We start from the raw sequence: 12,646 nt of genomic DNA, 5'->3' as shown, positions 1-12,646 counted from the left end.
TGTTTTTGGCCGCCGGAATCATGGGGTCGGGCGCATTTCCGCCCCTAGGCTTTGGTGACGTGACAACCAACGAGCTGAGTACGGCGATGCGCCGAGCGCTGAAGCGGGCCGATGACGGCAAGACCCTCGACCCGGCCGAGGTGGAGGTGCTGCTGACCGCCTCGGGGACCGCGCTGACCGCCCTGATGGCGACCGCGGCCCGGGTCCGCGACCAGGGGCTGGCCGACGCCGGCCGCCCCGGGATCATCACGTACTCGAAGAAGGTCTTCATCCCGCTGACGCGGTTGTGTCAGGACCGCTGCCATTACTGCACGTTCGCGACCACGCCCGGTCGGGTGCACGCGCCGTACCTGTCCCCGGACGAGGTGCTGGAGATCGCGCGGCAGGGTGCGGCGCTGGGCTGCAAGGAGGCGCTGTTCACGCTCGGCGATGCGCCGGAGAAGCGGTGGGACGCGGCGCGGGTGTGGCTGGAGGAGGCCGGGTACGACAGCACGCTGGACTATGTCCGGGCGATGTCGATCCGAGTGCTCGAAGAGACCGGTCTGCTGCCGCACCTGAACCCGGGCGTGATGTCGTGGCAGGACCTGCAGCGACTGAAGCCGGTCGCGCCGAGCATGGGCATGATGCTCGAGACCACGTCGCGCCGGTTGTTCGAGGAGAAGGGTCAGCCGCACTACGGTTCGCCCGACAAGGACCCGGCGATCCGGTTGCGGGTGCTCGAGGATGCCGGTCGATCGAATGTTCCGTTCACGACCGGTCTGCTGATCGGTATCGGCGAGAATCTGACCGAACGATCAGATTCGATCTTCGCGCTGCGGAAGATTGCGCGGCAGTACAACGGCATTCAGGAAGTGATCATCCAGGGATTCCGGGTGAAGCCGGACACGGCGATGCGCAACGACGCCGACGTACCGCTGGACGAGTGGCTGGCCGCGATCGCCGCGACCCGCATCGTGCTCGGCCCCCGAGTGCGCGTGCAAGCGCCACCGAATCTGGTCGACCTCGCCGAGTGCCGCGCGCTGCTGGATGCAGGCGTCGACGACTTCGGCGGCGTCTCCCCGCTGACCCCCGACCACGTGAACCCCGAGCGCCCCTGGCCCCAGATCGACGACCTCGCCAAGGTCACCGCCGACGCCGGCTTCGTCCTGCGTGAGCGCCTGACCGCGCACCCCGAATACCTCCGCGAGCCGTGGCTAGACCCGCGCCTCATCTCCCACGTCGAGGCCCTCATCGACCCCGAAACCGGCCTCGCCAACGAGGACGCGAAGCCGGTCGGCCTCCCCTGGCAGGAACCCGACGGCGGCTGGGACAGCGTCGGCCGCACCGACCTGCACACCGCCATCGACACCGAAGGCCGCCGTACCGAAACCCGCTCCGACTTCGACGCCGCCTACGGCGACTGGGACGTAATCCGCGAAGACGTAGCCGCCCGCCGATCCGCCGAGAGTGCACCTGAGCGAATCGACGCCGACGTGAAGGCCGCACTCGCCGCGGCTGCGGACAACCCCGCCGGGCTGTCCGACGCTCAAGCCCTCACGCTGATGACCGTCACCGGGCCTGCCCTCGACCACCTCGCGAAGATTGCGGACGATCTGCGCAAGGAGGTTGTCGGGGACGACGTCACGTACGTGGTGAACCGGAACATCAACTTCACCAACGTCTGCTACACCGGTTGCCGATTCTGCGCGTTCGCGCAGCGCCGTACCGACGCCGACGCCTACTCCCTCTCGATGGACGAAGTGGCCCAGCGCGCCGAAGAAGCCTGGGTGATCGGCGCCAGCGAGGTCTGCATGCAGGGCGGTATCCACCCCGACCTGCCCGGTACGGCGTACGCGGATCTCGTCCGCGCCATCAAGGACCGCGTCCCGCAGATGCACGTCCACGCGTACTCGCCGATGGAAATCGTCAACGGTTCGGTCCGCACCGGCCTGTCGATCGAGGAGTTCCTGATCTCGGTCAAGGAGGCCGGGCTGGACAGCATCCCCGGCACCGCCGCCGAGATCCTCGACGACGACGTCCGCTGGATCCTGACCAAGGGGAAGTTGCCCACGGCAAGCTGGATCGAGGTCATCAGCACCGCCCACAAGGTCGGCCTGCCGTCGAGCTCGACGATGATGTACGGCCACGTCGACGAACCCCGGCACTGGGTCCAGCACCTGCGCACGATCGCCGAGGTCCAGGACCAGACCGGCGGATTCACCGAGTTCGTGCTGCTCCCGTTCATCCACCAGAACTCGCCGATCTACCTGGCCGGCGTCGCCCGCCCGGGCCCGACGTACGACGAGAACCGCGCAGTCCACGCGATGTCGCGGATCATGCTGCACGGCCGGATCGACAACATCCAGTGCTCCTGGGTCAAACTCGGTGTCGACGGCTGCGTCGCCGTACTCAACGGTGGTGTCAACGACATCGGCGGGACCTTGATGGAGGAGACCATCAGCCGCATGGCCGGCTCCAAGCACGGTTCCCGCAAGTCCATCGAGGAACTCACCGCGATGGCGACGGCTGCCGGACGACCCGCCCGGCAGCGCACCACGACGTACGGCGAAGTCCCCGTCCGCTCCAACACCCTCCTAGAACTCGCCTAACGTCTGGGCCACGTACGCCGTTCCTTTCGGACGTTAGCGAGTGATGGTGAGCGTGGCCGTCCGCCGGATGCCGTTGACCTCGACGGTCACCGTTGCCGCACCTTGACTGAGTGCGGTGACGGTGCCGTCGCGGTACCGCAGGTTCCGACTGGTTGACCAGTCGACGCTCACCGGATAGACCACCGGTACGGCGCGTCCGGCCTGAGTCAGCGTGGCTTTCACCGGCATGGACTCGCCTCGCCGGATCGTGCTCGGCACCTCCAGCGTCAGCTCGTCCACATGCGGTCGAATCTGCGCGGACAACCAGTCCTTCCCGCGCCGATCCACCCCGAACATCGTCCAGCCGGTGAACCCGCCGTCCCCCGGATCGGTGGCCGGCGCCTTCCCCGAGTTCCCGTTGATCAGGTACGGAACGCCGTCCACGTGAGCCGCGCTGAACGTCCCCACATGACCGCCGACGAACGCCGCACCCTTCCCAGTCGAGTGCTGGAAGTCGGCCAACCACTTCTCGAGCAGCGCAGCCTCGTGCCGATCACCCAGCTGGCTGTTCCGCGCCGGAGTCGGATCCCGCGGCGGATGATGCTCGATCACCACCACCGACCCGATCTTCCGATCCCGCGCCGCGTCGTCCAAAGCCCCACGCAGCATGGCGATCTGGTCGAATCCGCCACCCCGCAACGTCCCCGAGGATGAGTCGAGCGTGATGAACCGCGTCCCGCGATGATCGAAGACGCGATGCGTCGCGCCGAAGTACTTCTCGAAGTTCGTGATCGCCGCGCCCATCACTTCGTGATTCCCGGGCACGTAGTAGTACGGGACCGACGTACCGATCTCCTCGTCCAGCACCCGCTTGGCCAGCTGGAAGTCCACCTCAGTGGCCTCGTCCACGAAGTCACCGGCGATCACGAAGAAGTCCGGTTTCGCGGCTTTGATCTCACGCAGAGTACGGCGGGCTGCCTGCACCAGCGGTGAATCCGGATCACGCGCCACGAACTGCGCATCCGACATCACCGCGAACCGCCAGTCCCGCCCGTCGACCGCTCGCGCGGTCTGGATCAGCGGATCGGCCACCTTCGCCGGGGTCGGCGCGGTCACCGCCGGAGCAGCCTTCACATAGGCGTTGTCGACCACGACCTCACCTTGGTACTGCGCGGTCGCCTTCGTCTCCAGCGTGTAGATCCGCCGCAACCGCACCGGCTGCGGAAGCCCTTCTGGGACAGGGAGTTCGACTGTCTGCCACCCGTTCCAGGTGACGTACGGCCCGTAGACCGCGGTCAGCTTCCCGGTCGCATCGACGAGACCGAACGCGGTCCACTCCCCCTTCCCATGCCCGAACATCGACACCCCGAAGGCACGCGCTTGCTCAGTACCACCAAGCGGCGTCGGCGAGATCGCGTACGCATTCCGAGTCAACGCGGACTGCCCAAAGTCATAACTCAACTTGAGCCCCGCCCCGTCCTGCCCCTCAGGCGTCTTGCTCACCGACACAGTCGCCCGCGCCGACCCCGAAGTCCACTTCTCGGCGGTATCGAACGTCTCGATGATCCGCTTCTCCACCCCCACCGAAACCGCGATCGCCGCCTCCGCCGACCCGATCCGCGCCGACACCACGCCCGCCCCAGACTCCTTCTTCGGCGTGACCCCAAACCGCCCATCCGCAGTAGGCGTGATCGCCAGCAAGCTCTGGTCGTAACTCAGCTCAACATCCCGCGGTTCCACCGGCGCCGAGTTGCCGAGCGCATCGAACCCAACCAACCCAAAGCTGCCACTCCCCGTCAGATTCAACGTCCCACTGGTAGCCGCAATCCGCACCAGCGGCCCCAACACCTCCAACTCCGCCCGCCCAGAACCGACCCCGGCCCCGAGTGCGGTGGCGTTGACTACTGCCCGGCCGGGCGTGCGTGCGATGAATACCCCGTCTCGAACCGTCCCGTGCGAGCCCGACCAGACCACGTGCGGCTTTTGCTTCACCGGGCCGAAAACCTCGTCGTACGGCGTCGCCGTCAGCGTCCGCGTGGTTCCGACGAACACGCGATCCGGCCGACCGCCTGGTACGGGAGCATCACCGGGTGCCGTGCGACCGTCGGCCGCGGTCTCGACCCAGACGCCGTGCACCCGCCCGCTCCCCTTCTGCCCCATCACCGCAAGCCCGTTCGGAACCGGACGAATCGAACCATCCCCAGGCACGTTGTCCACCTGAACCCGCGCATCCCCCGGCCGCCGCGACACCAGCGTCGACGAACCACCGCCATCCAACTCAACACCGACGTACGCGCCGCGAGCCGCGAGGATCTTCCCCATCTCGGCCAACGTCGCGCCCCGACTGTGGGTAACCCGGTTGCTGTCGATGGTGACGACAACCATCTTCTTCCCGTCAGCCGAGAACCCGAGCCCGGTACGCCCGGCGTACACGGTGTCGTCGACAGGCTGAGGCTTCCCCTGGTCGACCAGCAGAGCATGCGCCCCGACGGCGGTCCGGACCGTACTGCCGTCAGACGCGCGCGGCGTAAAGGAAACCGGCACCTTGTCGCCAACCTTCAGCGCACCAAGCTCGTCCGCACCAGCCTCGCGACCGACCAGAATCGTCGTACCAGCCGGAATCTCACCAGCACCCGCGACCGGGTTGATCGCACTCACGGTGTCGCCCGTGATCACCACCTCAACCACCTTGGTCGCACCCGCCTGAGCCCGCGAGTAGCTCCCCCACAACGCGGTGAACGCACCGATCTCATCCTTGGCAATAACCGGGCTATTCAGCCGATCGAGCCGGAACGGCCCCGCCGTACCCTCAAACAGCACCTCAAGAACCCGCCCAACCCCACGCTGATCGAATGCGACCGCACGATACGGATCCTCCGACTGCGACTTCACCAACTTGCCATCAGCAACCGCCGGCCCCAGCGGGGCGCCCGAGTTGTTGATGTCAAAGAAGTCCGCATTGACCGCCGCGACCGCGCCCACCTCGTTGGCCTGCTGGTCAATCGGCTTGGTCGAGCTGACCTTGCCCGCCGACAGGTAGTCGATCCGAGCCCCCTTGGTCAGATCGACAGTCAAGGTATTCCCCTGCTGCCACCCGCGCGCGTCAAACGTCTCCAGCGCCCCAGCCGTCACCCCAGGCGCAACCGGCCGACTCCGCTCATACGTCTGCACCCCACCAACAGCCGCCTGCTCAACAGGCCGAGCACTCGCCACCACCCCCGGCCCAACCAGACCGGCCGCCAGCACAACCCCCACCACCGACAAGGCACGCACAAGACCTCCACCGTCAACGATTGACGAACCAAGTCAACCGCCCCGGCAGATGTTCACGCCAGACCTATCACGGTGAACGAACACCGAATAAGCCGTGGACCGATTCCTGTCGGTGACGCCCTGCAGACTGACTTCGACAGACAGTGACTAATTTTGTTGGACAGATTTAATTTTGTCTGACAGAATCGGGGGCAGGGTGTTCATCAAGTTCACACGCGGTTCGCGCAAGCACCGCATTGGCAGGGCGCACGCGAAGTACGTGCTGGAGACAGTGGAGTCGAGCTCGAGATCGTGGCGCTGGTCCTGCCGGAGTACTGGCTCGTCATTCATGTGATGCCGACGCAGTACCGGACTGGAGGGCGAAATGAGTAAGAAGAAGCACGAGTACGGCGAGGATGTCGATCTCGATGTCGAGGTGGTGCGCGATGGCCGCGGGAAGCGGATCACCGAGGAGCGGGCTGCGGAGCTCGCCGAGGAGGCAGTCGTTCGCGTGCGCGCCGGCCGGCCATCGTTGAGCGGATCCCGGAAGTCCTCACCCCAGATCGCCTTCCGGGTCCCGGACGAACTGCAGGCCCGCGCCGAGGCGAAGGCCAAAGCACGCGGCATGACCGTGTCACAGTTCGCGCGCGAGGCTCTGGAGCGAGCCGTCGGCGAGTGACCGCATAAGAAACGCCGGTCGCGCCGGGTGTCGGTCGCCACCTCACTGGCGACCGGCACCGCTGATGGCGCGACCGGCGTCCTGCTGTTGCCCCGAGAGGGCAGTCGGCCCGAAGGAGGGCGGAGCCGTCGTCTCATTCCGTAACCGGCAGGGGAGGTACATTTCCGGTCGCGGACGGGAGTACATCGGCTTTCCGCCTGGAGCCTGTGTCGGCGACCCGTCCGTCGCTGACAACAGAACGTTGTCATGGGGCCACAAGAACCGGCTACTGCTCGGTTCAAACATTTGCATTGCCTTTGAACAAGGCAACGCTGAGTGTTTTTCCAACTACGCTCCGTCTATATGTTGCCTTCCGCAACAACAAGACGCGCTGAGTCGGGGTCAGTACGGGTAGGTGTCGTCGCGCCGGGTCGGGTCGAGGTCCCAGAGGGAGAACTCGACGATCTTGTGCGACTCCTCGCCGCCGGCCGGAGTGAGACCGGCCTGGTCGTAGTCCTTGGAGCCGAGTCCGTCGAGATAGCAGAGCAGCTCGAAGGCCGACTGGGCGTCCTCGATGTCGTCCACGACCTCGTCGTTCTGGGCTTCGTCCGCGCGGCTGCGGACGTAGCGCACAAACGCCTCCGGGTCCGTCACCACGAAGTCGTAGCGAGCCTGGTAGCTGAGCCGGACTCCGTCCTCCGGCAACAGCACCTCCTCGAGCTCGTCCAGGTCGTCGCCCGCGACGATCTCCCGATAGTCGTCGGGGTCGTCGAAGTCGTCCGGTCCGAGCGGCAGGTCGTCCAGCTCGTCGGGGTCGTAGGAGTCGATCCCGAGGAAGATGTCACCCCAACCGCGTTCGTTGACGGCCTCGGCCAGCACCCTGGCCTGAACGCGTACGTTCTCGATCGCTGTGGTGGCCCGCAGGTCGTGCAGGTCGAGGGCATCGGCCTGCTCCAGCAGCACCCGGGCGAGTTCGCGGGCGGCCTCGGCAGCCGACGCGGGTTCGATCGACTCACTCATGCTGTGACGGTACAACCATCGGCACCTGCACCGCCGCGCCCGGTACGCCGAACGCCTCCACGAGCTCGACCGCGACCGGCCGGACGACGCCGCACAACTCGTTCACCAGGGCGGTGATCGCCTTGGAACGGGCCGGTGACAACCGTCCGTGCTCGAGGTACCACGCACGCTCGACCTCGATGGTTGACAAGGCATGCAGGTCGTAGACGTCCTTCAATACCTCCTGGATCTCCTCAGGCGCACCCTGCACCGCCGTCTGGAAGGCCTCCAGCACGACCCGGTCCACATGCGCCCGACCGGCCGCGATGACATGATCCTGGCAACGGTTGAACACGTCGAACGCCTCGTCCCCGGCGTCGATCCCGGCCTTCAACCGGCGCGCAACCCCGGACAGCATGTGCTGCTCCCGGAACCGCAGCAGCCCCGAGTGGTACGCGTCGTCGCGCAGCCCGGCGTCCGGATCACTCGGATCGTTCCGGTTCGGTACGACGTCGCGCAGCCGATCGATGAGTGGTCGCAGCGCGGCCTTCTCGACCGCTATCTCGACCGCCTGAGCCGCGATGAAGCGTGCGGTCCCGAGCGGATCGAGCTTCCCGAACGACTCCCGGTAGTCGGTCAGCAGGCCCTTCGCGACCAACTGCAGCAGGACGGTGTTGTCACCCTCGAAGGTGGTGAACACATCGGTGTCCGCCTTCAGCGTCGCCAACCGGTTCTCCGCGAGGTAGCCCGCACCACCGCACGCCTCCCGGCACATCTGGATCGTCTCGGTCGCGTGCCACGTCCCGAGCGCCTTCGTCCCGGCAGCCTGCGCCTCCAGCGCCCGGCGGTCGTGCTCACTACTCCCGTCACCGAACACCCGGACGAACTCGTCGACCAACTCCCCCTGGGCGAAGTGCAGCGCATACGTCCTCGCGAGCAACGGCAGCAGCCGACGCTGATGCATCCGGTAGTCGAGCAGCAGCGTCTCCTCATTGCTCCCCGGCGCCCCGAACTGCCGCCGCTGGGCGGCATACCGTACGGCGATCTCGAGCGCGACCTTGCTCGCGGTGATCGCGGCCCCGCCGACCGACACCCGGCCTTGGACCAACGTGCCGAGCATCGTGAAGAACCGGCGGTCCGGATTCTCGATCTCACTGTGGTAGTTGCCATCGGCATCGACCTGGGCATAGCGGTCCAGCAGCGCCGCGCGCGGGACCCGGACGTTGTCGAAGACGATCCGCCCGTTGTCGACACCGTTCAGCCCCAGCTTCGGTCCGCAGTCCGACAGCGTCACGCCCGGCAGCGCCGTACCGGCTTCATCGCGGATGGGCACCAGCAGACAGTGCACGCCATGGGTCTCGCCACCGACCACGAGCTGAGCGAACACCGCCGCCATCCGCCCGTGCCGAGCCGCGTTGCCGATGTAGTCCTTGCGAGCGGCCGCCGACGGGGTGCTGATGACGAACTCGCCGGTCGCAGCGTCGTACGTCGCCGTGGTGCCGAGCGCCTGGACATTCGAGCCGTGCCCGGTCTCGGTCATCGCGAAGCAACCGAGCAGGCGGCCGCCGATCGCGTCGGCGAGATAGGCCTCATGGTGCCGCTCGGTGCCGAGATGCAGGATCGCGCCCGCGAACAAGCCGAACTGCACCCCGGCCTTCACCATCAGCGACAGGTCGCCGAACGCGAGGGTCTCGAAGCCGGCGATATACCCGCCGAGGTCGCCCTCGCCGCCGTACTCCTTGGGGAAGCCGCGGGCCGGATGGCCCTGCGCGGTGATCGTCTGCAGCATCTCCAGCACGGTGTCGCGATACTCGTCGCGCGGCTGCCGCACGGCGAACTCGAACAGCTCCGCGTTCGCCGCCAGGCCGGCGCGCACGACGTCGCGGGCAGCCTTGTGCGGCCCGTCCAGGTAGTCCCGCATCCCCGATGTCCTCATACCAACAACATATGCGGATTCGTGCCCACTTTCTGTGACCAATTACGGCTTGTGGACAACTCTGAGATCGAAGCTTCGAGGCGCAGTTGCGGCAGTATGCTGTCTACCGTGCCGAATTTGCGGATCAGTGAGGCAGCAGCGCTCCTCGGTGTGAGTGATGACACCGTTCGCCGCTGGATCGATCAGGGCCGATTGCCCTCGGTTCAGGACGGCGGCCGGATGGCCGTCGACGGGCAGGCGCTGGCTGCGTTCGCCCAGGAGCTGGCCGATACGCCGGAGCCGGGCAACACCACCGCGGCCTCGGCTCGCAATCGCATGCGCGGGATCGTCACCCGCGTCGTCAAGGACGGTGTGATGGCTCAGGTCGAGATGCAGGCAGGCCCGTTCCGCATCGTGTCGCTGATGAGCCGCGAGGCCGCCGACGAGCTCGGCCTGGAACCAGGTGTGGTCGCCGTGGCCTCGATCAAGTCCACCCACGTCGTCGTCGAGATCCCGGAGGTCTGATGTTCCGCCGTACCACCTTCGCCGCGCTGACCGCCGTCGCTGCCCTGACTTTGGTCAGCTGCGGCACCGACCAGCCGGCCGCGTCATCCCCGTCCAGCTCCAACTCCAGTACGGCGGCCGTCTCCGGGACCGTCACCGTGTTCGCGGCGGCGTCGCTGACCGGGACGTTCACCCAGCTGGGCAAGGATTTCGAGGCTGCGCACCCGGGCGTCAAGGTGGTCTTCAACTTCGCCGGTAGCTCGGCTCTGGCCCAGCAGATCAACCAGGGCGCACCGGCTGACGTTTTCGCGTCCGCAGCGCCGAAGAACATGGACCAGGTGACAGACAAGGGCGCAGCGACGACATTCGTGACGAATGCGTTGGAGATCGCCGTACCGAAGGGCAACCCGGGCAAGATCACCGGGCTGAAGGACTTCACCGACAAGAACAAGAAGATCGCGCTGTGCGCCGCGCAGGTGCCATGCGGTGCGGCCGCGAACAAGGTGTTCAAGGCGGTCGGGCTGACACCGCAGCCGGACAGCCTGGAGCAGGACGTGAAGGCCGCACTGACCAAGGTCAGCCTGGGTGAGGTCGACGCGGCACTCGTCTACAAGACGGATGTGCTCGCGGCCAAGGAGAAGGTGGACGGTATCGAGTTCCCTGAGGCGAGCAAGGCGATCAACGAGTACCCGATCGCCACCTTGAGCAAGGCACCGAATGCGGTCGGCGCCAAGGCTTTCGTGGACTACGTCCTGTCCGACAAGGGCAAGGCTGTCCTCTCGGCCGCAGGTTTCGGCGCACCGTGAGTCGCCGCAGCAGGAGCACGAGTGGGCGACTGCCTCTTGTGCTCTTGCTGCCTGCGCTGCTCGGTCTGGCGTTTCTGCTGATCCCACTGATCGGATTGCTCGCCCGAGCGCCATGGTCGACGTTGCCGAGTCGCTTGTTCAGCGAGGACGTGTGGACGGCACTACGGCTCTCTTTGGTCTGTGCGACCGCGGCTACCGTGCTGTGTTTGTTGCTGGGGATCCCACTGGCTTGGCTGCTGGCGAGAGGTGATCTCCCGGGCCGCGGTCTCATCAGGGCGTTGGTGACCGTCCCACTGGTGTTGCCGCCGGTGGTTGGTGGCGTTGCGTTGCTGCTGGTCCTCGGCCGACGCGGACTGGTCGGTGAGCACCTCGATACCTGGTTCGGGTTCTCCTTGCCGTTCACAACGGCCGGAGTGATCGTTGCGGAGGCCTTTGTCGCCATGCCGTTCCTGGTGATCTCGGTCGAGGGCGCACTGCGGGCCGCAGACCCGCGCTACGAAGAGGCGGCCGCCACACTCGGCGCAGGTCGCTGGCTGACGTTCCGGCGGGTCACACTGCCTTCCATTGCGCCCGGTGTGGTCGCCGGAACCGTACTGTGCTGGGCCCGCGCGCTGGGCGAGTTCGGAGCCACCATCACCTTTGCCGGCAACTTCCCGGGCCGTACGACGACCATGCCGCTGGCGGTCTATTTGGCTTTGGAGACCGATCCGGACGTGGCCGTCGTACTGAGCCTCGTGTTGTTGCTGGTGTCCGTTGTCGTCCTGGCGTCTCTGCGCGAGCGCTGGATCAGTGGGCTGCGATGACTCTGTACGCCGACCTCCGCGTGGCCCGCGGTTCCTTCGACCTCGAAGTGGACCTCGCGATCGCTCCCGGCGAAGTCGTTGCACTGCTGGGCCCGAACGGCGCCGGCAAGAGCACCTCACTGCGCACCATCGCCGGACTGCTCCCGCTAGACGCCGGACGCATCGCCCTGGACGACGAGACCTGGGACGCACCACCCCGCACGTTCCTCGCACCAGAACACCGTCCCATCGGCGTCGTTTTCCAGGACTACCTCCTCTTCAACCACCTCTCCTGCCTGGAGAACGTAGCCTTCGGCCTCCGCGCCCGCGGCGTAGACAAACACACAGCCCGCACCGAAGCCGCCCGCTGGCTGGAGACCGTCGGCCTCACCCCCTACGCCCGCACCCGCCCCCGCGCCCTGTCCGGCGGCCAAGCCCAACGAGTAGCCCTAGTACGAGCCCTGGCCACCAGCCCCGACGTACTACTCCTGGACGAGCCGCTTGCTGCTTTGGACGCCAGCACAACCCTCCACGTCCGCGCCGAGCTCGGCCAGCACCTGACCCGCTTCCCCGGCCGCACCCTCCTGGTCACCCACGACCCCCTGGACGCCATGGTCCTAGCAGACCGCCTAGTCATCATTGAGAACGGCCGAGTAGTCCAGTCCGGTACCCCCACCGACATAGCCCGCCACCCCCGCACCGACTACGTAGCCCAACTAGTAGGCCTGAACCTCTACCGAGGCACCGCCAACGGCACCACAGTCACCCTCCCCACCGGCGGCACCATCACCCTCGCCGAACCAGCCCAAGGCCCAGTCCACGTAGCCTTCCCACCCACCGCCGTAAGCCTCTACCCCCAACCCCCCACCGGCAGCCCCCGCAACACCTGGCCGGCCACAGTCACCTCCCTGGAACAACACGCCCACACAGTCCGCATAACCCTCGACGCCACCCCCACCGGCCCCCCAACCCTCCTGGCCGACATAACCCCCGCCGCCCTCGCCGACCTCCACCCCACCCCCGGCCACCCCCTACACGCCACCCTAAAAGCCACCGAAGTAGCCACCTACCCGGTGTAATTCATCCCCTGGATCTCGTTGCCGGGAACCGCTCCCAGGTGTGCGGCATCGCCCGAGCGACAGGACGTATCCGTCTGCGTACAC

9 protein-coding genes are annotated in these 12,646 nt (G+C 66.7%); 6 read left to right on the top strand and 3 right to left on the bottom strand.

What is annotated here, in order from left to right:
• The first annotated feature begins 20 nt into the window (after positions 1–20).
• Positions 21–2,588 carry a bifunctional FO biosynthesis protein CofGH gene (locus ACFTSF_RS33600; RefSeq protein ID WP_380158850.1) on the top strand — a complete coding sequence of 856 codons (2,568 nt, stop codon included), beginning with the start codon at positions 21–23 and terminating at the stop codon, positions 2,586–2,588.
• Between the two features lie 33 nt (positions 2,589–2,621).
• On the opposite strand, the gene ACFTSF_RS33595 is transcribed toward ACFTSF_RS33600, so the two are convergent.
• Positions 2,622–5,840: a phosphodiester glycosidase family protein gene (locus tag ACFTSF_RS33595; protein WP_380158651.1), complete on the bottom strand. Its 3,219-nt coding sequence runs from the start codon at positions 5,838–5,840 to the stop codon at positions 2,622–2,624.
• Positions 5,841–6,204: 364 nt separating this feature from the next.
• On the opposite strand from ACFTSF_RS33595, the gene ACFTSF_RS33590 reads away from it, so the two are divergent.
• Positions 6,205–6,498, top strand: a complete 294-nt coding sequence (locus ACFTSF_RS33590; protein ID WP_380158649.1) for a CopG family transcriptional regulator — start codon at positions 6,205–6,207, stop codon at positions 6,496–6,498.
• A 381-nt stretch (positions 6,499–6,879) separates the two neighbouring features.
• Here the strand turns inward: ACFTSF_RS33590 and ACFTSF_RS33585 are convergent, their stop codons facing one another.
• Together ACFTSF_RS33585 and ACFTSF_RS33580 are read right to left on the bottom strand one after the other, a co-directional pair.
• Entirely contained in the window at positions 6,880–7,497 is a 618-nt protein-coding gene (locus tag ACFTSF_RS33585) for a hypothetical protein (RefSeq protein ID WP_380158647.1), read from the bottom strand.
• The gene (locus ACFTSF_RS33580; RefSeq protein ID WP_380158645.1) at positions 7,490–9,412 is read right to left on the bottom strand and encodes an acyl-CoA dehydrogenase; all 1,923 of its coding nucleotides are present in this window, start codon (positions 9,410–9,412) and stop codon (positions 7,490–7,492) included. Before ACFTSF_RS33580 ends, ACFTSF_RS33585 begins: the two co-directional genes overlap by 8 nt.
• Positions 9,413–9,520: 108 nt before the next feature.
• On the opposite strand from ACFTSF_RS33580, the gene ACFTSF_RS33575 reads away from it, so the two are divergent.
• From ACFTSF_RS33575 to ACFTSF_RS33560, 4 genes are read left to right on the top strand one after another with little or no spacing between them, the layout of a single operon-like run.
• A complete protein-coding gene (locus tag ACFTSF_RS33575) occupies positions 9,521–9,916 on the top strand; it encodes a molybdopterin-binding protein (RefSeq protein ID WP_380158644.1) in 396 nt (131 codons plus the stop codon).
• Positions 9,916–10,701 carry a molybdate ABC transporter substrate-binding protein gene (gene modA / locus ACFTSF_RS33570; RefSeq protein WP_380158642.1) on the top strand — a complete coding sequence of 262 codons (786 nt, stop codon included), beginning with the start codon at positions 9,916–9,918 and terminating at the stop codon, positions 10,699–10,701. The genes ACFTSF_RS33575 and modA overlap by 1 nt, the downstream gene beginning before the upstream one ends.
• A gap of 29 nt (positions 10,702–10,730) precedes the next feature.
• Positions 10,731–11,504: a molybdate ABC transporter permease subunit gene (modB, locus tag ACFTSF_RS33565; RefSeq protein ID WP_380158848.1), complete on the top strand. Its 774-nt coding sequence runs from the start codon at positions 10,731–10,733 to the stop codon at positions 11,502–11,504.
• Positions 11,501–12,562 carry an ABC transporter ATP-binding protein gene (locus tag ACFTSF_RS33560; protein ID WP_380158640.1) on the top strand — a complete coding sequence of 354 codons (1,062 nt, stop codon included), beginning with the start codon at positions 11,501–11,503 and terminating at the stop codon, positions 12,560–12,562. Before modB ends, ACFTSF_RS33560 begins: the two co-directional genes overlap by 4 nt.
• Positions 12,563–12,646 lie beyond the last annotated feature (84 nt).

This window comes from Kribbella sp. NPDC056951 (assembly GCF_042674205.1).
Lineage (GTDB): Bacteria > Actinomycetota > Actinomycetes > Propionibacteriales > Kribbellaceae > Kribbella > Kribbella yunnanensis.
Note: the sequence above shows the minus strand (reverse complement) of the source record. Positions and strands in the feature narration are given on the sequence as shown.